We start from the raw sequence: 24,219 nt of genomic DNA, 5'->3' as shown, positions 1-24,219 counted from the left end.
ATAATGGTATAAATATGTTCAATTTATTTCATAAGGATGAATAATTGCTATCAAACAAGGAGTTACAACAGCAGAAAGAACGTAACCAGGCAGAAGATCATTCAAAAAATGAATAAGCTGGTCTTTAAAAGAATTACATTTTATAATGATTTATATTAACAGTAACTTAAGTACCGTAATACCCTAAAATTATTTGAAAATCTAATAGCAAATACAATGTTAAATCGCTTTAGCTTATTAAATTGATGAAATTATAATAAAATACGGAGAATACAAAACACAACAATCCATTTATTTGGATGTTCGAAAGATAAAACACTAAGACCGTGTTTTTTACACCAGATATTAAGTCATGTAATATGATTATAACAATTAATCAACCCCATTTCTTAACACAAATTTAATTTTTAACGCAAAAAGCCCCGCCAGTAAAAACTAACGGGGCTCTGTATGCTGAGAATAAGTTATTTAAGAAACAGCTTTCACTTCATGCTCTTTAGCTGCAAGATAACGCTCCGCATCCAATGCTGCCATACAGCCTGAACCCGCAGCCGTTACTGCCTGGCGGTAATAATGGTCCTGTACATCACCAGCTGCAAAAACACCTTCAATATTTGTTTTTGTAGTACCAGGAATAGTTTTCAGATAACCAGTATCATCCATATCCAACCAGCCTTTAAAGATGTCAGTATTTGGTTTATGACCGATAGCCACAAAGAATCCTTCTACTTCCAGATCTTTTTCTTCACCAGTTTTGTTATTTAAGATCTTCAGACCAGTTACATTTTTACCGTTTCCTAAAACCTCTTTAGCTTCAGAATTATAGATAACTTCAATATTAGGCGTATTTAATACCCGGTGAACCATTGCTTTAGAAGCTCTGAACTCATCACGACGTACTAACATATATACTTTCTTACACAATTTAGCCAGGTAAGTTGCTTCTTCTGCCGCAGTATCTCCTGCACCAACAATAGCCACATCCTGATTTTTGAAAAAGAAACCATCACATACTGCACAAGCCGAAACTCCAAAACCATTGTAATGCTGCTCACTAGGTAAGCCTAACCATTTTGCAGTAGCACCGGTAGAGATGATCACCGTATCGGCCGTAATAGTTTTAATTTCATCTACCACAACTTTATGCGGTGTAGTTGAAAAATCTACTGAACTTACATAACCAAAGCGGATATCAGCACCAAAACGTTCTGCTTGCTTGCGGAAATCTTCCATCATTTCAGGGCCCATGATTCCATTAGGATAACCCGGGAAATTATCTACATCAGTAGTCTGCGTCAATTGTCCCCCAGCTTCCATTCCGGTATACAACACTGGTTTCAAATCTGCTCTGGCAGCATAAATTGCAGCAGTATAACCTGCCGGCCCCGAACCTATGATCAGACACTGAACGTGTTCTATTTCTTGAGAAGTATTCATATATATATTTTCTATTATAGCTATACACCTGTAAAACTTACAGGTGATCTTATATTCTTTTAATGTACAAAATTAAGCTTTAAAGCGGGATGCGCAAAAGATTTAAAAGCGGCTAATTTGTCTTTGTACGTTCTGCCTGCTTTTCGCGGAGTTTTTTACCTTTTAAAGTAGAAACCAGCTGATCATTGACATACTCATTTTCCTGTTTACCACCATTAAGTGTCCAGGTGCCTTCTTTTTTTCCATTGGTGTATAAACCAGATACCTGCTCCTCACCTCTGCTATCAAAAGCCTTATAAGACCCGTGAATAATCCCCTGCGAAAAAGTAATGATCTGCTTCATTGAACCGTCAGGATAAAAAGTAATCCAGCGGCCATCACGTCTTCCATTCTGATAAGAACCGATCAGTTCAATATATCTTTCCTTTCCGTTGATCTCAAAGCCATCATTTCTATTGTTATTTTCGGGCGTGATCCAGCTGTAATAAACGAATTTACCCACAGGTACTTCCATATCATCATCCCTGAAAGAACCAGAAGCCAATAATACACCGCTAAAATCATACTTTTTAAAAGTATAAACCGTGTCTCCGCTAATTTTACCCAGTACACCATAAGTTACTGCCTGGGCCGAATCCAGCGTTAGCTGATCTTTACCATCAAGTAAAACCGTTTTGATCTGAGCATAAGTACTAAATCCCGCGAACAGCAGAAAAAAACAAACAAGTATCCGTTTCATTATAACACAAAGTTAGGGACTAGGTCTGGATAATTCCAACATTGAATTGTCTTTTTATTGGGGACTGATTGGCTGCTTCAATTCCCATAGAAATCACCTTACGTGTCTCCAGCGGATTAATAATTCCATCTACCCACAACCTGGAAGCCGCATAAAAAGGAGTCGTCTGGCTATCATAGCGGTCAGTAATCTCTTTCAGCAGTTCAGCTTCCTTTTCCGGAGTAATCGTTTCCCCCTTTGCTTTAAGTGAAGCAGCCTGAATTTGTAACAAAGTCTTTGCAGCCTGCGAACCACCCATTACAGCAATCTTAGCACTTGGCCAGGCATAAATCAATCGTGGATCGTAAGCCTTACCACACATCGCATAATTACCAGCGCCATAAGAATTACCAATTACAATCGTGAATTTAGGCACCACTGAATTCGCTACTGCATTTACCATTTTTGCACCATCCTTAATAATTCCGCCCTGTTCCGATCTGCTGCCTACCATAAAACCAGTCACATCCTGTAAAAAAACCAAAGGGATTTTCTTCTGGTTACAATTCATAATGAAACGTGCGGATTTATCAGCACTGTCAGAATAGATTACACCACCAAACTGCATTTCACCTTTTTTAGACTTGACTACTTTACGCTGATTTGCGACAATACCGACAGCCCAGCCATCTACCCTGGCTAAACCACAGATAATACTCTGACCGTATTCTTTTTTATATTCCTCAAATTCCGAGTTATCTACCAGGCGGTAAATGATTTCGTGCATATCATATTGCTTCTCCCTGTTTTCAGGTAGAATTCCGAAAATATCTTCAGGATTTAATTTTGGTTCCTGAGGCTTCACCCGGCTAAAACCAGCCGATTGAGGTTCCCCAAGCATACTCATAATATTACGGATACTATCCAGTGCAGCCTGGTCATTGGGTTGTTTGTAATCTGTAACACCAGATATTTCGCAATGCGTGGTTGCCCCACCCAATGTTTCATTGTCAACATCTTCACCAATGGCAGACTTAACGAGATAAGAACCTGCAAGAAAAACAGAACCAGTTCCTTCCACAATCATGGCTTCATCACTCATGATCGGTAAGTAAGCCCCACCAGCAACACAAGAACCCATAATTGCAGAAATCTGAACAATTCCGTCCGCAGACATCATTGCATTATTCCTGAACATTCTTCCAAAGTGTTCCTTATCAGGAAATATTTCGTCCTGCATCGGCAGATAAACTCCGGCACTATCTACAAGGTAGATTACCGGAAGCCTGTTTTCCATTGCAATTTCCTGCGCACGAAGGTTTTTCTTGGCAGTCATTGGAAACCATGCCCCTGCTTTCACAGTAGCATCATTCGCTACAATCATACACTGACGCCCAGAGACGTAACCAATTCCACAAATTACTCCGGCAGATGGACAGCCCCCTTGTTCAGCATACATACCGTCCGCAGCAAAGGCCCCTATCTCCAAAAATTCTGTTTCTTTATCGATCAGGTAAGCTACTCTTTCCCTGGCCAGCATTTTACCCTTTTCTTTTTGCTTCGCCGCACTCTTTTCTCCCCCTCCAGCAAATATTTTCTTCAGCTTTGTTTTAAGTTCATAGACCAGCTGCTTATTAATATCTTCGTTTTTGTTGAATTCGATGTTCATTCGGGCAAGATAAGCCATTCTACCAAATTATAGAAAGAGAAATACAAATTTTACAAGATAAAATCACTCTTAATGTCAATAAGACACATTATATATTGGGTGATCAGCTCAGGTTTCTGTCCTCAAACCACACCGAATCAGGTGCTGCTTTAAAGGCCATCATTTTTTCTATTAACTCCACTGGCTCTGTGGCATCAATAACCAGTTTCCGGTTATTTGGCTTCAGCAATTTATGGGCAACCATCACATCCAGCTGTGCAAATAAATGGTCATAAAAACCGCCAACATTCAATACACCAATAGCCTTATTATGTAATCCTAACTGCAACCAGGTCAACACTTCAAAAAACTCTTCCAAAGTCCCAAAGCCACCAGGCAGAATAATAAAACCATCCGAAAGATCGGCCATTTTCTGCTTCCGCTGATGCATGTTCTCAGTAACAATCAGTTCAGTAACCTCTAAGTTTCCAACCTCTTTATCCAGTAAAAACTGAGGAATTACGCCTGTTACCAATCCTTTACGGTTCAAGACTTCTTCCGAAATAATCCCCATTACACCCACACTGCCTCCACCATAAATCAGGCGGATATCATGATCTACAAATGCCTGCGCCAAATTTTCTACAGCCGCTCTTAAAACAGGGTCGCCGTTAAAATTAGCACCACAATAAACACAAATCGATTTCATTTAAAAAAATTATTTAGTATCAGTTTTAGGCTTTTTAGTATTTGCAATAAATGCATCTCTCAAATTCGCCAGATCAGCAACCAACTGTTCTTTAATAGCCTGAAAATCAAAATCCAAAGTATTAAAAGAGTAATTCTTAAACGTAAGTTTATAACTTAGGACCAGTGGCCCCAACTCATAAGTTGATTCTTTCACAGCCTCTTCCAGTTCCAGTCCATTCTCAGTGAAAGTGATATTTTCAATCAGGTTGTTCAAAATCTGTTTTTTATCTTCTCTATGGCCTTCCCGGTCATAAACGAAAGTAAATAAAGCCTCAGCGTAATTTCTGATCGAATCCATGATCGCCAGGTTCTCTGATATCCCCTTTTTCAATTCCTTCTTGATTTTAGCACGTATTTCATTACGCCCTTCAAATCCTGCGGCCTCATCCTCCACCAATAATTCAGATTGATAACTTTTTAAGGCCTCAATGCCAAGGAATGATAACTTCACACCGTCTTCCGATTCTTCCAAAAAAGCAGGAGCTGCTATTTGATCAAAATCAGTTATATAAACACCCGCAACAGGTACTTCAATTTCTATTCTCATCAGATTCTATAATATCTTTTACACTATACTAAAAAATCACCTCAATTCTTTATGAAAAAGCACTGAAGTGATTTAAACAATTTTAAAGCGGAAGAATTCTTTCATTCCAGCCCTCAGACCGCAAATATACTGATATATTATTTTACAAAGACAGAAAGTGCTGTCGCTCCCCCACCCTCCTTATTAATTTCATTAGCAGTAAACATGTTTTTCCATGTTTTAGCTGTAAAGCCTTCATTAACGACTACATAAAGATCATCTTTATGTACAAATACAGAATTTGCATTGATAATTCCTGTTTTTTGATACAAACCAGAACCCGCATTGGTAACTATCTTATTTTTCCATACACTTGCTATGCAGGTAATACCGTCATTTTCGTAACCCGCGACATAAACATCGTTGCCATTTACAAAAAGGGAATTACCAATGGCTTGTTTGGTACCATCAGTCAAGTTATCAGGTATTCCATTTTTCCATATTTTAATTACAGATTTTGATAAAGACGTCGATCCTATACCTTCAGATCCCGGAAGATTACCATCTTGTGGATTTACATTCTCCTCACTGCTTACATAAACGTCGGTACCACTTACAAAAACAGCTTTGGCAACAGCATGTTTTGTTCCATCACTTAACCTGGTAGCAACTCCATTTTTCCATAAGGTAGCAACAGTCTTATTGCCTTCCAGGAATTCATAGCCTGCTGCATAAACATCACTACCACTCACATAAACTGAGTAAGCTCTTGAAAAATTTGGTCCGTTTGCCAATTTAATAGCTACTCCGTTTTTCCAGACCACAGCGAACCCGTGATCAAAACCAGCTACATAAACATCTGTACCGCTTACAAAAACAGAATAAGCCCCGGAATAAAGCTCGTTACTCAATACTGTAGCGGTACCATTTTTCCACAATACGCTTTTCAGGCCATCTTTCCCTGCAACGTAAACATCATCAGTACCACTCACATAAATAGAATTAGCCCTTGCTAAATTAGTTGTTCCATCAGTCAGTTCGGTTTGCACCCCGTTTTTCCAGAAAGCCGCCACTGGGGCCAGTTTGCTATTATACTTCCATCCAGCTACATAAACATCTGCAGTTTTTACGGGATCTGGTTTAGTTACCGGAGGAAGCGTTGGGGCGATCACTTCATCCTTAGATTTAGAACAAGAAGTAACCAAGGCTAACAAGCCAATTGTAAATACTAATTTTAAAATTTTCATTTCCATATCATTTCATGTTGAACAAGATAATCAGTTCACTAATATAAAAATTAATTAACACAAAAGAACGGACAACTTGCAACATATGAAATAACAATTCCGATATATTCTCCAATTAAAGTCTGAATGACATGACCAATATACCAGACATAAAAAAAGCATGCTATGGATATACCAATAGCATGCTTTAAAAAAAAAGCCGGGTCTTTTAATGACCTAACGCGAATAGTTTGGAGCTTCTTTAGTGATCGAAATATCATGCGGATGACTTTCTCTCATTCCAGCTGCTGTTATTCTTACAAACTTAGCCTGTTGAAGCTCTTCAATAGTTGCAGCACCACAATAATGCATTCCGGCTCTCAAACCACCAACATACTGATAAATGACTTCAGCTAAAGTACCTTTATAAGGAACACGGCCAACAATACCCTCAGGAACAAGTTTAGTGACTACATCTTCCTCATCCTGGAAATACCGGTCTTTAGAACCATGTTGCATCGCTTCTACAGACCCCATACCACGGTAAGACTTGAACTTACGCCCTTCATATATGATTGTCTCACCCGGTGACTCCTCTACTCCTGCGAATAAAGAACCAGCCATGATTGAACTTGCACCAGCTGCAAGCGCTTTAACGATATCTCCCGTTTGTTTGATACCACCATCAGCAATAACAGGGATTCCAGTACCTTCTAAAGCCTTTGCACATTCATAAACTGCATATAACTGAGGTACTCCCACACCTGCTATGATTCTTGTTGTACAGATTGAACCCGGCCCGATACCAACTTTAACCGCATCAGCACCAGCCTCAGCAAGTGCCAAAGCAGCATCCGCAGTAGCAATATTACCGGCAATCACCTGTAAATCAGGGAAACGGGCTTTGATTGCTTTAACCATATCAATTACGCCTTTCGAATGTCCGTGCGCAGTATCCACAGTAACGACATCTACACCAGCTTTAACCAGTGCAGCAACGCGGTCAATATTATCAGCTGCAACACCAACAGCAGCACCAACCCGAAGGCGGCCACGTTCATCTTTACAAGCTTTAGGGTAATTTTTATATTTCTGAATATCTTTAAAGGTGATTAAACCTGCAAGATGACCTTCTTTATTGATAACCGGTAGTTTTTCAATTTTATAATCCTGAAGGATTTCTTCCGCCTGGATCAGCGTAGTACCTTCAGCAGCAGTGATCAGATTTTCAGAAGTCATTACTTCAGAAATCGGGCGCTGCATATCTTTCTGGAAACGAAGGTCACGATTGGTAATGATACCAACCAGTTTATTGTTATTGTCAATAATAGGTATACCACCTATTTTATATTTAGTCATGATCTGGAATGCATCTGCAACAATGGCATCAGCACGAAGAGTTACCGGATCTTGTATCATTCCGCTTTCTGAACGTTTAACCTTGCTGACTTCTTCAGCCTGGCGTTCAATACTCATATTCTTGTGCAGCATACCAATACCACCAGCCTGAGCAATAGCAATTGCCAGTCCTGATTCAGTAACGGTATCCATTGCAGCAGAAACTACAGGTACATTAATACGTATTTTTTTTGTTAAATAACTTCCGGTGTTTACATCACGGGGAAGGACTTCGGAGTAGGCTGGAACTAATAATACGTCATCGTATGTTAGTCCTTCGGCAATAAATTTTTGGGGATCGAGTTGCATGGCAAATAATTAGGAGTTATTACTTGCCGGGCAAATCTACATAAATTATTTGGAACCGGAAACATTTCTCTCCAATAAACGGTGATTGGAGAGAAATTGACAATCAAATTAGATCTCAGAACCTTCTTCAGGCTCGCAGTGCTGTCTCAATTGCTTAGGCCCTTGTGGCCAGATATAAGAAGTTGTTTGTTTTTTCCAGCCTAACTTCTGATAAAAATCACCTTTACCCGGAGCAGCTGTTAAATTCACAAAATGATAATTATCAAGTTGTCCATTCAGCATATTGATGATCTTTTTTCCTAAACCATTTCCCTGGAAATCAGGATCAACAACAATATCTGCCATCACAGCATAATAACGTCCATCCCCTACTACCCTTCCAAAAGCAATAATCTGATCTTCATGGTAAACAAACAGCGTCCACGTGCTTTTTCTAAAGGCAGATTCTATCTCCGGCTCTACCCTTGTTCTCCAGTCAATCTTAGAGAAAAGCTCACAAACATAAGTCCAGTCAACCGTAGACAAATCATGGTTTAGCTTATACACGAAACTGTTAATATCGATTTTTTTTGGTGTCATAAATCTATTTTACAATCATTCCAAAATAAAGAAATGATATTTATTGGGCGCAAATATGAGCAAATATTTCAGGTAAAAAAAAGGCTGAAAAGAAAAGAAATCTTTTTTTATTCCACTAACCATCTTTCCATCACGAAGAACCCCCTGGCCGAAAATTTTAAATATTTATATTTCAAAACACTTTTTTCATCAGAAAACTTAGTCTTAATTTGCACAACTAAAATAACGCTCATGCTTAAAAAATTAAACCTCCTGGTAATAGTCCTTCTATTGCTAAAAATTGAGGTTTCCGCTCAAAAAATACAGGAAAAACTTCCTGTTTTTAAATATGGTAAAGTTGAACTCAGCGAATTTGAAACCAAACCAGATGGAGTTGATTCAAGTGCTGCGGCCGTTAAACTCTTCGATGTGGGCAATGGATATTTTGAAATCGGACCAGGTGGCAGCTTTGTTTATGTTTTTGAGCGTCACGTCAGGTATAGAATCATCCAGAAAAAAGGTTATGATTTAGCAGATTTAGAGTTAAGGCTATATCGTGACGGTAAAGGCAACGAAGAAAAGCTTGATCTCGTCAACGCTGCGACTTATAACCTGAACAATGGAAAAATTGAAGTAAGTAAAATGGCCAGTGATGCAAAATTCACAAATCAGGTGGATAACAAGCATGTTATCAAAAAAATCACGCTTCCAAATATCAAAGAAGGCTCAATTATAGAGTACCGTTACAGAACAAAATCTGACTTTACTTTTAAGCTCGATGACTGGTATTTCCAGGAAAAGTACCCAACTAAGTATTCATCATTCACCATAACGATTCCAGAATATTACTTCTACAAAATCGAAGCAGGTGGATATTATGATATTAATAAAATTGGCCCTATTGATAATTCTCAGAACCTGACTATACCCAACGGTTCCGGAAAATCAGAAACAATAGGCGTCAAAACTACAAAGACCCAATATTACGTCAAAAATATTCCGGCTATCAAAGAAGAAAGTTATATCACGACACTCGATGATTATGTCAGCAAAATAGGATTTGAACTTAACGCGACTAATTTCCCTCAGGGCGGCTACAAGGAATATACGACTACCTGGCCAAAAATCATTAAAGAAATGATGGATCATGACAATTTTGGTGGATATATTCAGAAGAAAAATCCCGGTAAGGAGTTAGTCAAAGAGATCATTAAAGATGAAACTACTCCGGAAGGAAAAATGAACCTCATCTTCAACTATGTAAAAAACAACATTAAATGGGACAATAAATACCGGCTGTATACCGAAGCAAACAGCCCGAAATCTGTGCTGGAAAAGAAATCCGGCAGTTCATCGGAGATCAATCTGTTACTGCTCAATCTATTGGATGCTGCCGGACTGGAAAGTTATCCTGTTATCATCAGTACAAGAGGTAACGGCACACACCCTGGTTATCCGCTGGCCAGCAAGTTTAACAGCATTATTGTAATGACTATTACCGGAGATAAAAAAAACCTGTTAGACGCAGTAAATAAAAACAATACCCCGGGAATTTTAAGTTATCCGAATTTAAACCATCGCGGATTAAAGATCAACAGGACTGATAATGCCGGAGAGTGGATTTCTACCGAAAATGACAAGACGAGCAGAAACAGTATTTTTTATAATCTCACACTAGACACAGAAAATAAACTGAAGGGGACATTATCAATTTCTAGAAATAACTATGAAGGTCTTGATGCAAGGAATGCTTACCAGGCCGCAACCAATCAGGAAGAATTTCTTAAAAATTATAAAAGTAACAAACCCGGTCTGGAAATAAATAATTACAAAATTGAAAATCTGGATAACCCGGAGGAAGCACTTATTGAAAGTATGGACGTGACTATCGAAGACAATATAGAAGCTGCTGGTAACCTCTCTTACTTTATGCCATTGTTATATGAGCGGACAAAAGAAAATCCATTTACACTGGAAGAACGGAATTATCCGGTAGACTTTGCCTATCCTAAAGAAGAGAACTATCATATTACTATCGAATTACCTGCGGGTTACAAGCCAGACCAGCTTCCAAAAAACGAGAGATTTCAATTACCGGAAAATGGCGGCTCATTTACAATTATGTATGTGATAGACGAGAACAAATTAAATATGGTTAGTAAAATCTCCTTACTAAAATCGAGCTATAGTTCGGAAGAATATTACAATCTGAAAGAATTATTTAAAAATATTGTCCGTAAACAAGCAGAACAAATCGTACTTAAGAAAATATGAAACTAAGCCATTTACTATCTACACTGTTAATTGGCACCACCACTGTAGCCAGTGCACAAGAAATATACGATGTCGCTAATATACCTGCGGAATTGTTGAAAAAATCGACTGTTGTGATCCGTAATGAAGAGCAGCATCTCGCTATTAAAAGTAATAGCAGTGCTGTTATGGCTTATAAAACAGCCATCACCATCCTCAGCAAAAATGGAGAAAATAACGCAGCCATGTCAGAGTATTATGATAAATTTTCTTCGGTCTATAATCTTAAAGCAACGATGTATGATGCTAAAGGAGTTAAAATAAGAACTTATAAGACTTCCGATTTTAAAGATGAAAGCATCACTTCTGACGGAACCATGTATGATGATAACCGTATAAAAAAGATAGTATTTTTAAATGCCACTTTCCCATATACCATCGAGTATAGTTATGAGAAGAGTTACAATGGCTATATTGCCTTTCCTTCATGGAGTCCTGTAAGTACCTATGACTGTGCAGTAGAAAAATCTGTATATACTTTACAAGTCCCTAAAACAGTTACCTTTAAATATTTAAAGAGTAAGGGCCTTCCAACAGATTCTACTGTCACCGCTGATAAGACGACTTATACATGGGCTTGTCAAAACCTGAATTCATTTACCTATGAACCGATGTCAACGGGGTTAAATGCGATTACACCCTGGGTATTGGTTTCTCCAAATAATTTTGAGTATGATAACTCTAAAGGTAGTGTCGAAAACTGGAAAAACATGGGTGATTGGATTTATCAGCTCAGTAATACTGTGCAGCCATTGCCAGAGAAAACAAAAGGTATCATTCAGACCCTGATCGCTTCAGCTAAAACTGATAAAGAAAAGATAGCTATTCTCTATCATTATTTACAATCGAATACCAGGTATGTGAGCGTTCAGCTTGGAGTTGGAGGTTTCAGGCCAATAACAGCAGATAAAGTTGCTTCAGTGAACTACGGGGACTGTAAAGCACTGTCAAATTACATGAAAACGATCTTAGCAGAAGCCGGTATTCAATCGAACCTTGTGGTGATAGGTAATGGTTTACCTTCACTCAATAAGGACTATGCAAGTTTTGGACAGGCTAATCATATGATCCTGTGCATCCCTGCGGCAAAAGATACAACCTGGCTGGAATGCACAAGTCAATATACACCAGCAGGGTATATTGGTAATAATAACTCAGCAAGGACTGTACTACTGGTTACAGAAGCCGGTGGAAAACTGGTCAGAACTCCTGTTTATAAGCCCGAAGACAATTTCCAAAACCGCATCACTACTATAACGCTGGCCACAGATAAGCCTGCTGACGTTCATATCAAAACCACCTACAGCAATTCTCAATACGAAGATCAATTGGGTATGCTATTGTCAGAACCCGTGGAACAACGGAAAAGAGTCATGAGAAATCTCGGAATACCCGATATGGAAATTTCATCTTTAAGCTTTTTACAACCAGACAAAAGTATTCCAAAAATAGAAGAAGACATTGTTTTAAAAAGTTCCCAGATGATCAGCCGCGGAGGAGATAAGTTATTTATAACGCTGAATTTATTAAACAGAAGAGAGAGTGTACCGGCAAAGGTTGAAAACAGGCAAACTTCTTTTTCAGTGGCTTATGGCTTCCAGGATACTGATGTAACTACCTATACCCTTCCACAAGGTTATAAAGTAGAATTTGTCCCTCAGGATATTTCACTGGAATCAGAATTTGGAAAATATACTGCTAAGGTAACGGTGAAAGATAATTCAATCATCTATACACGCAACCAGACCATGAGCAGCAAAAAATATGCGCCTGAAAAATACAAAGACATCGTAGAATTCTACAAAAAAATCTATGTAGCAGACAAACAAAAAGCAGTACTGGCTAAAATTAATTAGCCAGTACTATTGTTTACTTTTTACCAACCACAACCTTCGTAAAGTCTGCGGTATTTAAATATTTATTAGCCAATGCCTTTAGCTGTTCAGCAGTGATTGATTTGACGGTATGAATGTAGTTATCATAATAATCATAATCCAATCCTGAATAATAGATGTTTTTAAACTTATCAGCATGAGAGAATGCATTTTCCAGACTTCCCAGCATAGAACCCAGCATATAACTGCGAACCAGACTTAGCTCCTGCTCAGAAACTTCTTCTGATTTTAACAAGTCGATTTCTTTCTCTATTTCATTTAAAGCACTCGTACAAACATCAGCGCCAACTTCTGTAGCGATGAAAAAATAACCAGCATCCTTCAAAGAAACAACGGCAGAACCAATACCATAAGTATAACCTTTGTCTTCACGGATATTAGCCATTAACCTGGAACCAAAGTAACCGCCTAACAAGCAGTTCATCACCTGGAAACCTGCGAAATCCGGATGAGAGCGGTTAATACTCAAAGTTCCCATTCTGATTGCAGACTGTATCGCATCTGCCCTTTCAATAAAGATCTCACCTTTTGGTGCACCTTCAAAAGAGAATTGGTTGATTGTAGAAGCAGCCTCGTTATTCCAGTCTTTACCAAAATTGGCATTCAACAAGTCGAATTCAGCAGCTTCAAATTTTCCGGCAACAAATATAGTACAGTTCTCAGGCTTGTAAGCAGCACTGAAATAAGCTACTAAATCTGCTCTTTCTATAGCCTGGTAATCTTCTACATCAATATCAGAACCATAAGTTGAAGTCCCGAAAATAGCATGTGCAAAATTCTTTCTGGCAATAAAATCATTCTTCTGCAAACTCACCTTCAGCGACTGCTGTTGATTTTGTTTAAAAATATCCAGTTCCTGCTGAGGAAAAATACTCTCATTTAATACAGACCATAAAATAGGCAGTACCGATCCAAGATGTTTATTCAGCGTATATATTTTGATACTCGATTGATCAGCACCATAATCAGTTTGCAAAAAGGCACCATAATAATCCACCTTATCGGCAATTTCCCTGGCAGTAAGCTTATCAGTTCCATTGTTAATCAAATGGTTTACTGCTATAGCCTGCAAAGGCTTAGATTCATCCCAATTTACATTTTCAAAAACGAATTCAATACGAACAAGCTCCTGTTTTCCGGCATTCACAGTAAATACCTTAATCCCGTTTGCTAATTCCTGTTTTTGAGGGGCAATAAAATTAATATCATTCACCTGTCTTGACTCAGGTATAAGGGTTCGGTTAAGCATTTTCGGAAGTTAAGTAGTATAAAGTAGAACATTGCTCTCTCACGAAAGTCTTTTTGGCAACTTCAAGAAGTTTTGCTGCATCAACAGCAAGATATTTCTGAATTTCAGTATTTAATCCTTCTGCGTCACCCAGTAACTCATAATAAGCAAGATTCATTGCTTTATCAAGCAGGCTCATTTCAGCAAATACCATAATAGATTCCGATTTGTTTTTCACTTTCGTCAATTCTATCTGGCTAACCTCTTCGGTTGCAATTTTATCCAGTTCAGCCCACACAGCCTTTTCTGCTGCTTCCATCGTTACCCCTTCACTCAGTTTACCTTCTACAACAAATAAACCTTCATCCAGACTACTGGTAATATATGCATGAATATCACTAAACAGTTGCTGATCTTTCAGTAAACTGTTATATAACCGGGAAGACTGTCCCTGAGAAAGTACATCAGATAAAAGATCATAAACCTGGTAATCTGCATCCCTGCGCGCAGCCATTTTGAAAGCCAGGTAAAATGCATTCAAAGGAACATTTGCAGTTACAGTTTCCTTGCGCGCTTCAGTTTGCGCAGGCTCCTGAACCAGGTCCCTCACATATTTATCTCCCGCAGGAATAGGACTGAACCATTTCTCTGCCAATAACTTAATCTCTTCAGTTTTCACGTTTCCACCCACAACCATTATGGCATTCTGCGGATTATAATGTTTCTTAAAGAAGGCCTTCACATCTTCCATCGAAGCATTTTCGATTTGTGCAAGATCCTGTCCTATAGTTGCCCAGCGGTATGCATGCTTTTTATAAGCAAGCGGCCTTAACTTCAGCCATACATCACCATAAGGCTGATTTAAATATCTCTGTTTAAATTCTTCACAAACCACATTACGTTGTGTTTCCAGACTTTTCTCAGAAAACGCCAGGCTCAGCATACGATCACTCTCCAACCAGAAAGCAGTTTCAATATTCGTAGCCGGCAAAGTGATATAATAATTTGTAATGTCATTACTTGTGAAAGCATTGTTTTCCCCTCCTACTCTTTGCAGCGGTTCATCATAGACAGGTATATTAACAGAACCTCCAAACATGAGGTGCTCAAAAAGATGTGCAAAACCGGTTTTACCCTCTTCCTCATCCCGCGCACCGACATCATAAAGGATGTTTAATACCGCCATAGGGGTTGTATCATCTTCGTGTACCAGAACACGTAAGCCATTAGCTAGTGTAAAACGATTAAAATCTACCATAAATATATAATTGTGTCAAATATAGGAATAATGATTTAGGGTAAATGTGATAATCTCATGAAATAAAAACAGCAGAACAAATGGTATATTTGCTGTATGAATACTGCCGAATTATTACAAAGGGCTCTGCAATTCGACTTTTTAACAAAAGAAGAGGGCGTGTTTTTGTACCACAATGCTTCTACTGCCGATTTGGCCTTTGTTGCAAATGAGCTGAGAAAAAAACAAGTACCGAGCGGAAAAGTTACCTGGCAAATTGATAGAAACGTTAATACCACGAATGTGTGTATTGCGAACTGTAAATTTTGCAATTTCTTCAGAAGACCGGGTCATGATGAAAGCTATATCACAGACATAGAGACTTATAAAGTTAAAATTGAAGAGACTTTCCGTCTGGGCGGTGATCAGTTACTTTTACAGGGCGGACATCATCCCGACCTTGGGCTTGAATTTTATGCTGACCTGTTCAGAAAGTTAAAAGAACTTTATCCTGATCTTAAATTACACGCATTAGGCCCGCCTGAAATTGCACACGTTGCAAAAATCGATAAACTTACCCACACAGAAGTTTTAAGCGCATTGAAAGCTGCCGGCATGGATTCTTTGCCTGGTGCAGGTGCAGAAATTCTGAATGACAGGGTTCGCCGGTTAATTTCCAAAGGAAAATGTGGTGGACAGGAATGGCTGGATGTAATGCGTGCAGCACACCAGCTGGATATTACGACCTCTGCAACCATGATGTTTGGTCATGTTGAAACTATAGACGAACGTTTCGAGCATTTAGTCTGGATCAGAGAAGTTCAGAGTGAAAAACCAGCAGACGCTAAAGGATTTTTAGCCTTTATTCCATGGCCTTTCCAGGATGACGGTACTTTGTTGAAACGTTTAAGAGGAATTACGAATGATGTTTCCGGAGATGAATACGTAAGGATGCTTGCCCTGAGCAGAATTATGCTGCCGAACGTTAAAAATATACAAGCGTCATGGCTGACTGTAGGTAAAAATGTAGCACAATTGTGTTTACATGCAGGTGCTAATGATTTTGGATCTATTATGATTGAAGAAAATGTAGTTTCTGCTGCTGGTGCACCACACCGTTTTACTGCAAAAGGAATACAGGATGCGATCAGAGAAGCAGGTTTTGAACCTCAATTAAGAGGTCAGCAATACAACTACCGTGACCTGCCTGAACATTTAGAGGAACAAGTGATTAATTACTAATCATTGCTGCTATAAAAAATAAAAAGGAAGAGAATTTCGATCCTCTTCCTTTTCCTCACTGTATCTCCCCCTCGAAAAATTATTTGATAAACAGGCTTGCAATCGAAAGTACCTGAGGCATAGTTAGTGGCTCATCAAAAGCCTCTGTTGATGCATTTACTGAGAAACCAAGGCCTGGAATGTTGATATCTAACTGTGTTACATTATCTTCACCAGCATAACTCGCTGCTGCTGCTGCAACCCCACTATCATTTGCACCAGTAATCCATGGTTTTAAATTAGTTAAACCTCCACCAGCTGGCGCTTTACGCATTTGGCGGATATGCGCAGCGTGGCGCGCTTCAACGGAGTGAATTTGTAAAGCAGTTTGTAATACACTTGGGCTGCTCATTAAGTTACCAGCCTGTCCTTTATAAGCTCTTACACCTGTATCTTCAAATACTTGCGCTACCGCAAGAAAAGTTGGATAATCAGAGAATACAGTTGGGAAATTCCCTTTTGCAGTAAAATCAAATGAAGCCGCAGTATAAGATACCGGAGTACCACCAGAAGCAGTAATTGCTCCTTTTAATAAATTAACGTGTGCTAATTCATGATCACGAATGTTAGCAATCGCTGCTACAGCAGGTGTACCAGCAGGAATTAATCCAGCAGTATTAATACCAGTCTGATAGAAATTATATTCAATATATTCCAAAGTTAAAGCAAAGTTTAACACGTCAATCACACTTGTAGTGGTTTGTCCGTAAGCTTTTTTGAACATAGAGCCTAAAGCCATCGGAAGCGCAGCTAAAGCTACTTTTGATCCAAAGCCATAAAATGATTTCATTGCCGCTCTGCGTGGATTTAAGCGTTCATACACTTCTCCATCCACTTTTTCAATTTCTTCTAATATGTTAATGATATTCATGATTTCCAGGATTAAGAAGTAGGTAAATTAGACGCGTTAATTGCAGTTTTAATATACGTTTTAGCGATAGTTAAAACCTGGATAGGTGTTCTGGCACCATCAAGTCCGTTCGCATCAACAGCAGTTGAATCAGCGAAGGTTCCATTCGAAATCAAATCACGGATTAAAGCCGCATGACGTGCTTCAACAGAGACGATCTTTCCAGCAACCTCTAAATATTTTGCCGTTTTTAAAAGTTTACCAGCTCCATTATAAGCTGAAACCCCTAAATCTTCAAATGCTTTGGCTGTATTCAGTACACTTGCTCTGTCAGCAAAATTAATCGATGAAAAATCTACTGTCAAACTTACAATCGCTCCTGTACCCAATGCTTTTTTGAAAAATTCACGGTGAGCTAACTCATGATCTCTGATATCAGTCAGTAAAGCAAGCTCATTTGCAGGAATACCAGTATAAGGGCTTTTTACCACTGCATCATAAAATGCACCTTCTAATTGTTCCAGTGCATAGGCGTAATTTAAGATACCCGGATCACCGCTACCTAAATCCACACCTGTATCCAAACCTGGAGTACTTTTGTCTTTTTTACAGCCCGCAGCAATTAAAGCTACCCCTGCAACCCCTGCTCCTGCATATTGCAGAAAAGATCTGCGTTGCAGTTTTGCAGTCAGGATACCGCTCTCCTGAAGCAGTATCTCTTTCTCTCCTTGTAAACTTTTCATAAGAAATGATTTAAATTATGGTTCAACTAAGTTGAGGGCCCCCATGATTATACCGTGACATACGGCATCTAAATCGCTTTGGTTTTTGACTTTGTCAAAAAAATTCTTGACTCCCCTATTTTTTTGATAATTTCACCTTATAAAAATATCGGCTTGTGTTCAATGTGATAATAGTAGACGATGAAGAATTTGCGCGGTCTTCACTTTTTTTTCTCTTACAGGAAAATTGCGAAAATGTGCACATCAGCGGGATTGCAAAATCGGTAGATGAGGCACGTGAACTGCTCTCTTTACATGAGGTCGACCTGATCTTTCTGGATATCGCTATGCCCGGAAAAAATGGCTTTGAGCTTATTCCAGACGCGAAACTGCACAATACCCAGGTCGTATTCACTACTGCTTATGACCAGTATGCTTTAAGAGCAATTAAGGCTAATGCACTGGACTATTTACTGAAGCCAATCGACATCGATGAGCTTAAAGAAACGGTAGAAAAAGCAGCAAAATTAATCCGTATGATTGACCAGGAATCCGACCGGAATGAGCGCTTAAAAAATTTAGCAAATAATTTAGCAGACCGGTCAGAAATCAGGAAAATAAGTTTGCCGAACGGACAAGGATACACCCTGATTGACCTTAATGAAATCATTCATATAGAAGCAGATAGCAATTATTCCATCTTTCATCTCGACAACAGGGATAAAATTACCGTATCCAAAGTATTGAAAGATTATGAAGAGATTTTACCAGAAGATCAATTTATCCGGATTCATAAATCCAGTATTGTAAATTTAAATTATCTGAAAGAATACAACTCAAAAAACGGCCTGGAAGTTTTGTTAAAAAACGGAGAGAAAATAGCCGTATCAAGGCGCAGAGCAAGTATTTTCGCAGAGAAAGTTAAACAATATACCAATTTCGCCAGTGATAAATAAAACAAGAGCTTTCTATAGCAAAGGAATCACCCTGTTACTCCTTTTAATAGTTTCAGGCATTTACAGCTATGGACAGACTACTTTTATTAAACATTACGGCAGTAAAGACGGTTTGCCAAGCAACAGCTGTTATTTTATCCTTCAGGACAAAAAGGGGTATATCTGGGTCGCTTCAGACGCAGGTGTAAGCCGCTTTGACGGAAAAGTATTTGAAAACTTCTCTATCGATGACGGCCTACCCGACAACCAGATTATCCGGTTAAACGAAGACCGCTCCGGAAGAATCTGGTTTTTCTCTTTAAACGGTCAGCTCAGCTACTTTAAAAATGGCGTGATCTACAATGAAAGTAATGACAAATTACTTCAGCTTTTAAAATTTAATGGTGTCGTTACTTCCTTCTTTGAAGACAGCAAAGGCCATCTCTGGTTTGGGACTAATAAGAACCTGCTGGCCAGATGGGACGGAAAATCATTAAAAAAATACACCTCCACTGATCCTGCCAATCAGTTCATCAATACCTTTATTTACGAAGACCAATCCGGCAGGATATGGGCATCAAGTGTACACTGCCTACGTATCTTTGATGGAGAAAGCTTTAACAAAACAACGTTTAAGATCAGTCCCCTATCCTATAAAACCGTTAAAAACCTGCCCGACCAAACCATGTATTTCCTCGATAAAAAGGGATTGAATTTCAAAAACGGAGTACAGCAGCAACTAACGATGACAATTGACAGTACTTTACTGGCAGATAACCCGGGCTATTTTTATGCGGAAAACCAAAAAGAGCTGTGGTTAACCACCAATTCAGGAGTCTATCACCTGGAAGCAGACGGTACCAAAACACATTACCTGCATAACCTGACCACCAACCAGGTGATCAAAGACAATCGGGAAAACATGTGGTTTGCTACCGGCAATGGTATTTATATGCTGCCTAAAAAGTCTAAAAGAGTTTATATACGGGATAATCGCTATGGCCTGAGCAACAACACCGTCAGAAGCCTGATCAAAGACCATTCAGGTAACCTCTGGCTGGGACTGGACAATGGAAAAATTAATATCCTGAACAAATCCACGCATCAGATCAGTACCATTGATCTCCCTGATAAGAAAAAGTTCAGCAGCATTAAACAAATCAGTACCGATTCATCGGGAGAAAAAGTATTTTTCAGTTCAGACTATGGCTTAGGGATACTTTCTGCTAAACACACCTCAAATCAGGATATCAAATACCTGAAAGAAACCCATAGCTCTGGTTTTGTACTTAAAAACTTTAGTATCAGCAGTAAAAATCATCTCACCTTAGCGCTGTCCTCTGGTGTAGTGATGGTCAATGATCCATTTCATAAACTATCATTTACTTCATCAAATTATAAAGAAGGAGAAAACTTCTTCAGCAACAGAGCCTATCGCGTCTATTATGACAAAGACGACAACCTCTGGTTTTCCAACGTGAACGGACTGGCCGAGCTATCAGCAGGCAAGCTCACCAGGCACTATCAGCGCCATCCGCTGTTAACCAAAAGGATTAACGACATTGCGCAATTACCAGATGGTACTATTGTGCTCGCTACCGATGGATATGGCCTGCTTTTCTTTAAAAACAACCTGCTGATCCGGCAAATCACCCGTGAAGACGGACTGGCAAACAACATCTGCAAAAAACTTTACATCCAGAAAGATCATGTTTGGGTAGTGACCACCAATGGCGTAAACCGGATCTTTTTAAACAGCAAAAACCCGGTAGAATCATTTGAATATACCAATAACCTGCTCGACAACGATGTAAATGGCTTATATATAGATCGTGATACCGCCTACTTCGCAACCAACCATGGCCTGGTTTTCTTTGCCAATACCCCTTTTGACAGAAATAAAGAGATGCCTAAAGTATTGATATCCACCATTATCAATAACAGAAAACCACTAAGCCTGAATACAGATTCTTTCAACCTTGCCCCAGCAGCAAATAATATTACATTTTACTACAGTGCCCTTGACTTTCAAAACAACTATATCTTATATCGCTACCGGTTAAAATCAGGCAACCCATGGACAGAAACAAAAAACAGGAGACTGGAATTCTCTTCTCTGGAACCCGGCACCTATAAATTTGAGCTCAGCGCAAAAACAAACAATAGCCAGTGGAGCAAACCGGTAGCCGTAAGTTTCGTCTTAAAAGCGCATTTCTGGCAATCCTGGTGGTTCATCTTCGTCATGCTGCTTTTGGCCAGCTTTAGTTTTTATAAGATTGCGGTTATCGTGACCCAGCAGCAAAAAGATAAAGAACAACAAAGGCTGCTGCTGAAAAATAAAATCCTGATGCTCGAACAACAGGCTTTGCAAGCGATGATGAATCCACATTTTGTTTTCAATGTGATGAACTCGATCCAGCATTACATCAATACCAAAGATACTTCCTCAGCCAATAAGATCCTGACTGGTTTTGCCCGTCTGATCAGAAAAAACCTGGACATCTGTACCAAAAGTTTTATTTCTATAGAAGAGGAAATTGAATACCTTTCCCTTTACCTGACCCTGGAAAAGAAAAGATTCGGAGAGAAGTTCAATTATAACATTCACATTGCCCCGGACATCGACCAGGATGAGACGATGATTCCCTCCATGATATTGCAGCCCTATATAGAAAATGCAATCTGGCACGGCCTGATGCCTAAAGAAGAAGGCGGGAAAATCTCCATTGTAATTCAACATCAGGATGCCGCTTATTTATTGATCCAAATCATAGATGATGGCGTTGGAATAGACAATTCACTGCGTGTAAAAAGAGAAAAACATGAGAGTAAAGGCATGAGCCTTACCCAGGAAAGGATCAACCTGATTAACCAGATCGAAGCAAATCCAATACAAATCAGTATTAAACAGAACGGTAACTCGGGTACAACTATCTCTATTTTAGTCCCAAACAGGTAGATTTTACCGTTTACTCGAAGATACCTACCACTTACTAAGTATTATTCGTTTGAAATGAAAATAGCATTAAACTTGTTATAGATATTAAAACAAACAAAGTTTGTAAAACGCGTTCTTATAGAATTGGCCAAAGATATTTTTAACCTAACCTAAAACTTATCTCAATTCAGGTTTCATTTGTGTGTTAAAAGTGGTAAAGTTAAAGCTTTACCACTTTTTTTTTGTCCCGGATTATTGCCGATTATGATCTGATCAGCAAGCTCTTGAAAAACTTCAGTCAAAATTTGAAAAAAGTTCTTTTTTTGAAAAGCTTTTTATGTTAAATTTGATTGAGCAAAAAATCAATAAAAGCAGCTTCGATGCTATTTAAAAAGATTTTTCGTAAATTTAACGTATCAACAACTCTGGTAATTTTATTTAAGACAAATGACAACTCCAAAAAAATCTGTTAAGAAAAGTTCATTAGATGATCAGGCACAGGACAAAGAGATGAATGATGAGAATTCTTATGACTCTATTGAGAAAAAGAAAACTTACGACGATGACGACGATGATTTTGATCTTCCATTAGATGATCTGGACACCTTCGACGACTTTGATTCAGACGATGACGATGATACTTACTAAGTAATTCTGTCAAATTATATAGAGCATCTTTTTTACAGGATGCTTTTTTTTTATCAGTGCTTTAACCCAAATGAATAAATGCAGTTAATTTCCGTTTCCAGTTCACCCACAAAAAAAGAGTTTTTACAGGTTCCACATACCATCTATCAAAATGATCAGAACTGGATCTGTCCGCTCGATCAGGATGTAGAGAAAACATTTGACCCGGAAAAGAATATCTTCTTTAAACATGGCGAATGTACCCGCTGGATCTTAAAAGATGAACAAGGAAAGGCAATTGGAAGGATCGCGGCTTTCATTAACACCAAAAAAGCATTTAACTACGAACAGCCAACAGGCGGTGTTGGCTTCTTTGAATGTATTGATAACCAGGATGCTGCCTTTAAGCTATTTGATGTTGCGCAGGCCTGGCTAAAAGAAAGAGGAATGGAAGCGATGGACGGGCCAATCAATTTTGGTGAAAACGATACCTTCTGGGGATTACTCGTAGAAGGCTTCACTCCCCCGTCTTACGGCATGAATTACAATCCTGCTTATTATCAGGCCTTTTTTGAAAATTACGGATTCGTCACCTCCTACCAGCAGATCACCAATCACCTTGCGGTCAGAAACCCTTTTCCTGAGCGCTTTACAAAGATTGCGACCTGGGTAGCGAATAAACCCGGCTACACCTTTGAACACTTCTCCAAAAAGAATGCAGAGAAATATGTGCAGGATCTGATGGAAATCTACAATGATGGCTGGAAAGACTTTGAAAACTTTGTTCCGATCAAGAAAGAAACCCTTCAGGAGAGTTTTAAACAGATGGAGGCCATTATGGATGAAAAACTAATTTGGTTTGCTTACCTGAACGGAGAACCCGCTTCTTTCGTAGTTATTATCCCTGATGCGAATCAAATGATCAAAGGTTTCAACGGAAAATTGGGTTTGATAGAAAAACTGAAATTTGTTTACCGGAGATGGAAAGGTGTAAACCGGATGAGAGCCATTGTGATGGGTACAAAAACTGCCTATCAGAAACACGGACTGGAATCCGCCTTATTTATTAAACTAAAAGAATATGTTTTGCCTCTGGACCAGTATGACGAGCTGGAATTATCCTGGGTAGGTGACTTCAACGATAAAATGCTTTCTATTCATGAAGCAACCGGTGCTGTTTTCGGAAAGCGTCACCTGACTATGCGAAAAGTCTTCACTGCCCATTAATTTAAAAGCCTGTTTAGAATCTCTAAACAGGCTTTTAAAATCTTACTATTTTTCTCTGATTTCTTCGTAAAGATCAATAACCTTCTTTTGAAGTTTAATGATCTCTTCTTCTCTCAGTGATAGTTTCGCCTTCAGATTATTGATCTCTTCAAAATTTACAGATTGAGGATTTTCTCCTTCTTTAGAGATGATATCCATTGTAGAGACTTCAAAAAGATTAGCGATCTGAGCCAGCCTCGAGATGTTAATATCCGTAATCCCAGTTTCAATTTTTGAAAATGCAGGAATAGAGATGTTTAATCTTTTAGCTACTTCGCCCTGACTCCATCCATTTTTTTGACGGAGCTGTCTGATGTTCTTACCGATGATGTTCATTGTTATAAATTTAGGTGTGTT

20 protein-coding genes are annotated in these 24,219 nt (G+C 38.8%); 7 read left to right on the top strand and 13 right to left on the bottom strand.

Going from position 1 to position 24,219, the window contains the following annotated elements; translation table 11 throughout:
* Nucleotides 1–468: 468 nt before the first annotated feature.
* From trxB to HDE70_RS02855, 8 genes are all read right to left on the bottom strand, one after another.
* Complete coding sequence (trxB, locus tag HDE70_RS02890; RefSeq protein WP_183865167.1) at nucleotides 469–1,437, bottom strand: thioredoxin-disulfide reductase; 969 nt, start codon at nucleotides 1,435–1,437, stop codon at nucleotides 469–471.
* Between the two features lie 112 nt (nucleotides 1,438–1,549).
* A complete protein-coding gene (locus HDE70_RS02885; RefSeq protein WP_183865165.1) occupies nucleotides 1,550–2,176 on the bottom strand; it encodes a toxin-antitoxin system YwqK family antitoxin in 627 nt (208 codons plus the stop codon).
* Between the two features lie 19 nt (nucleotides 2,177–2,195).
* Nucleotides 2,196–3,824, bottom strand: a complete 1,629-nt coding sequence (locus tag HDE70_RS02880) for an acyl-CoA carboxylase subunit beta (RefSeq protein ID WP_183887922.1) — start codon at nucleotides 3,822–3,824, stop codon at nucleotides 2,196–2,198.
* Between the two features lie 103 nt (nucleotides 3,825–3,927).
* Nucleotides 3,928–4,512 carry a TIGR00730 family Rossman fold protein gene (locus tag HDE70_RS02875; RefSeq protein ID WP_183865161.1) on the bottom strand — a complete coding sequence of 195 codons (585 nt, stop codon included), beginning with the start codon at nucleotides 4,510–4,512 and terminating at the stop codon, nucleotides 3,928–3,930.
* A 9-nt stretch (nucleotides 4,513–4,521) separates the two neighbouring features.
* Entirely contained in the window at nucleotides 4,522–5,100 is a 579-nt protein-coding gene (locus tag HDE70_RS02870) for a hypothetical protein (RefSeq protein WP_183887920.1), read from the bottom strand.
* 137 nt (nucleotides 5,101–5,237) lie between these two features.
* A complete protein-coding gene (locus HDE70_RS02865) occupies nucleotides 5,238–6,332 on the bottom strand; it encodes a hypothetical protein (protein ID WP_183887918.1) in 1,095 nt (364 codons plus the stop codon).
* A gap of 210 nt (nucleotides 6,333–6,542) precedes the next feature.
* Nucleotides 6,543–8,012: an IMP dehydrogenase gene (guaB, locus tag HDE70_RS02860; protein WP_183865155.1), complete on the bottom strand. Its 1,470-nt coding sequence runs from the start codon at nucleotides 8,010–8,012 to the stop codon at nucleotides 6,543–6,545.
* A gap of 108 nt (nucleotides 8,013–8,120) precedes the next feature.
* On the bottom strand, nucleotides 8,121–8,591 hold the full coding sequence (locus HDE70_RS02855) for a GNAT family N-acetyltransferase (protein WP_183865153.1): 471 nt from the start codon (nucleotides 8,589–8,591) through the stop codon (nucleotides 8,121–8,123).
* Nucleotides 8,592–8,822: 231 nt separating this feature from the next.
* Between HDE70_RS02855 and HDE70_RS02850 the strand changes: the two genes are divergently transcribed.
* Both HDE70_RS02850 and HDE70_RS02845 read left to right on the top strand, forming a co-directional pair.
* Nucleotides 8,823–10,844 carry a transglutaminase domain-containing protein gene (locus HDE70_RS02850; RefSeq protein ID WP_183887916.1) on the top strand — a complete coding sequence of 674 codons (2,022 nt, stop codon included), beginning with the start codon at nucleotides 8,823–8,825 and terminating at the stop codon, nucleotides 10,842–10,844.
* Nucleotides 10,841–12,739 carry a DUF3857 domain-containing protein gene (locus HDE70_RS02845; RefSeq protein ID WP_183887914.1) on the top strand — a complete coding sequence of 633 codons (1,899 nt, stop codon included), beginning with the start codon at nucleotides 10,841–10,843 and terminating at the stop codon, nucleotides 12,737–12,739. Before HDE70_RS02850 ends, HDE70_RS02845 begins: the two co-directional genes overlap by 4 nt.
* Before the next feature lie 13 nt (nucleotides 12,740–12,752).
* Here the strand turns inward: HDE70_RS02845 and HDE70_RS02840 are convergent, their stop codons facing one another.
* Nucleotides 12,753–14,027: a M16 family metallopeptidase gene (locus tag HDE70_RS02840; protein WP_183887912.1), complete on the bottom strand. Its 1,275-nt coding sequence runs from the start codon at nucleotides 14,025–14,027 to the stop codon at nucleotides 12,753–12,755.
* Nucleotides 14,020–15,264, bottom strand: a complete 1,245-nt coding sequence (locus HDE70_RS02835; RefSeq protein ID WP_183887910.1) for a M16 family metallopeptidase — start codon at nucleotides 15,262–15,264, stop codon at nucleotides 14,020–14,022. Before HDE70_RS02835 ends, HDE70_RS02840 begins: the two co-directional genes overlap by 8 nt.
* A 96-nt stretch (nucleotides 15,265–15,360) precedes the next feature.
* Here HDE70_RS02835 and mqnC point away from each other — a divergent pair, with 96 nt between their 5' ends.
* The gene (mqnC, locus tag HDE70_RS02830) at nucleotides 15,361–16,485 is read left to right on the top strand and encodes a cyclic dehypoxanthinyl futalosine synthase (protein WP_183865141.1); all 1,125 of its coding nucleotides are present in this window, start codon (nucleotides 15,361–15,363) and stop codon (nucleotides 16,483–16,485) included.
* A 79-nt stretch (nucleotides 16,486–16,564) separates the two neighbouring features.
* On the opposite strand, the gene HDE70_RS02825 is transcribed toward mqnC, so the two are convergent.
* Both HDE70_RS02825 and HDE70_RS02820 read right to left on the bottom strand, forming a co-directional pair.
* The gene (locus HDE70_RS02825; protein WP_183887908.1) at nucleotides 16,565–17,395 is read right to left on the bottom strand and encodes a ferritin-like domain-containing protein; all 831 of its coding nucleotides are present in this window, start codon (nucleotides 17,393–17,395) and stop codon (nucleotides 16,565–16,567) included.
* 11 nt (nucleotides 17,396–17,406) lie between these two features.
* Nucleotides 17,407–18,117 (bottom strand): ferritin-like domain-containing protein, encoded by a 711-nt coding sequence (locus HDE70_RS02820; RefSeq protein ID WP_183887905.1) that lies wholly within the window; start codon nucleotides 18,115–18,117, stop codon nucleotides 17,407–17,409.
* A gap of 155 nt (nucleotides 18,118–18,272) precedes the next feature.
* Between HDE70_RS02820 and HDE70_RS27410 the strand changes: the two genes are divergently transcribed.
* The 4 genes from HDE70_RS27410 (at nucleotide 18,273) to HDE70_RS02800 (ending at nucleotide 23,823) form a co-directional block, all read left to right on the top strand.
* Nucleotides 18,273–19,052 carry a LytR/AlgR family response regulator transcription factor gene (locus HDE70_RS27410; RefSeq protein ID WP_183865135.1) on the top strand — a complete coding sequence of 260 codons (780 nt, stop codon included), beginning with the start codon at nucleotides 18,273–18,275 and terminating at the stop codon, nucleotides 19,050–19,052.
* Complete coding sequence (locus tag HDE70_RS02810; protein WP_183887903.1) at nucleotides 19,042–21,990, top strand: two-component regulator propeller domain-containing protein; 2,949 nt, start codon at nucleotides 19,042–19,044, stop codon at nucleotides 21,988–21,990. The genes HDE70_RS27410 and HDE70_RS02810 overlap by 11 nt, the downstream gene beginning before the upstream one ends.
* A 426-nt stretch (nucleotides 21,991–22,416) precedes the next feature.
* Nucleotides 22,417–22,617: a hypothetical protein gene (locus HDE70_RS02805; RefSeq protein WP_111631849.1), complete on the top strand. Its 201-nt coding sequence runs from the start codon at nucleotides 22,417–22,419 to the stop codon at nucleotides 22,615–22,617.
* Between the two features lie 78 nt (nucleotides 22,618–22,695).
* Entirely contained in the window at nucleotides 22,696–23,823 is a 1,128-nt protein-coding gene (locus HDE70_RS02800; protein ID WP_183865131.1) for a GNAT family N-acetyltransferase, read from the top strand.
* Nucleotides 23,824–23,868: 45 nt separating this feature from the next.
* Here the strand turns inward: HDE70_RS02800 and HDE70_RS02795 are convergent, their stop codons facing one another.
* Entirely contained in the window at nucleotides 23,869–24,198 is a 330-nt protein-coding gene (locus HDE70_RS02795; protein ID WP_041884843.1) for a helix-turn-helix domain-containing protein, read from the bottom strand.
* Between the last annotated feature and the right edge of the window lie 21 nt (nucleotides 24,199–24,219).

The organism is Pedobacter cryoconitis, assembly GCF_014200595.1.
Lineage (GTDB): Bacteria > Bacteroidota > Bacteroidia > Sphingobacteriales > Sphingobacteriaceae > Pedobacter > Pedobacter cryoconitis_C.
This window is presented reverse-complemented; position numbering and strand designations above follow the sequence as displayed.

Coding starts and splice junctions, on each gene's coding strand:
- trxB (WP_183865167.1), bottom strand. CDS start 1,437: ATGAATACTTCTCAAGAAATAGAACACGTTCAGTGTCTGATCATAGGT.
- HDE70_RS02885 (WP_183865165.1), bottom strand. CDS start 2,176: ATGAAACGGATACTTGTTTGTTTTTTTCTGCTGTTCGCGGGATTTAGT.
- HDE70_RS02880 (WP_183887922.1), bottom strand. CDS start 3,824: ATGAACATCGAATTCAACAAAAACGAAGATATTAATAAGCAGCTGGTC.
- HDE70_RS02875 (WP_183865161.1), bottom strand. CDS start 4,512: ATGAAATCGATTTGTGTTTATTGTGGTGCTAATTTTAACGGCGACCCT.
- HDE70_RS02870 (WP_183887920.1), bottom strand. CDS start 5,100: ATGAGAATAGAAATTGAAGTACCTGTTGCGGGTGTTTATATAACTGAT.
- HDE70_RS02865 (WP_183887918.1), bottom strand. CDS start 6,332: ATGGAAATGAAAATTTTAAAATTAGTATTTACAATTGGCTTGTTAGCC.
- guaB (WP_183865155.1), bottom strand. CDS start 8,012: ATGCAACTCGATCCCCAAAAATTTATTGCCGAAGGACTAACATACGAT.
- HDE70_RS02855 (WP_183865153.1), bottom strand. CDS start 8,591: ATGACACCAAAAAAAATCGATATTAACAGTTTCGTGTATAAGCTAAAC.
- HDE70_RS02850 (WP_183887916.1), top strand. CDS start 8,823: ATGCTTAAAAAATTAAACCTCCTGGTAATAGTCCTTCTATTGCTAAAA.
- HDE70_RS02845 (WP_183887914.1), top strand. CDS start 10,841: ATGAAACTAAGCCATTTACTATCTACACTGTTAATTGGCACCACCACT.
- HDE70_RS02840 (WP_183887912.1), bottom strand. CDS start 14,027: ATGCTTAACCGAACCCTTATACCTGAGTCAAGACAGGTGAATGATATT.
- HDE70_RS02835 (WP_183887910.1), bottom strand. CDS start 15,264: ATGGTAGATTTTAATCGTTTTACACTAGCTAATGGCTTACGTGTTCTG.
- mqnC (WP_183865141.1), top strand. CDS start 15,361: ATGAATACTGCCGAATTATTACAAAGGGCTCTGCAATTCGACTTTTTA.
- HDE70_RS02825 (WP_183887908.1), bottom strand. CDS start 17,395: ATGAATATCATTAACATATTAGAAGAAATTGAAAAAGTGGATGGAGAA.
- HDE70_RS02820 (WP_183887905.1), bottom strand. CDS start 18,117: ATGAAAAGTTTACAAGGAGAGAAAGAGATACTGCTTCAGGAGAGCGGT.
- HDE70_RS02805 (WP_111631849.1), top strand. CDS start 22,417: ATGACAACTCCAAAAAAATCTGTTAAGAAAAGTTCATTAGATGATCAG.
- HDE70_RS02800 (WP_183865131.1), top strand. CDS start 22,696: ATGCAGTTAATTTCCGTTTCCAGTTCACCCACAAAAAAAGAGTTTTTA.
- HDE70_RS02795 (WP_041884843.1), bottom strand. CDS start 24,198: ATGAACATCATCGGTAAGAACATCAGACAGCTCCGTCAAAAAAATGGA.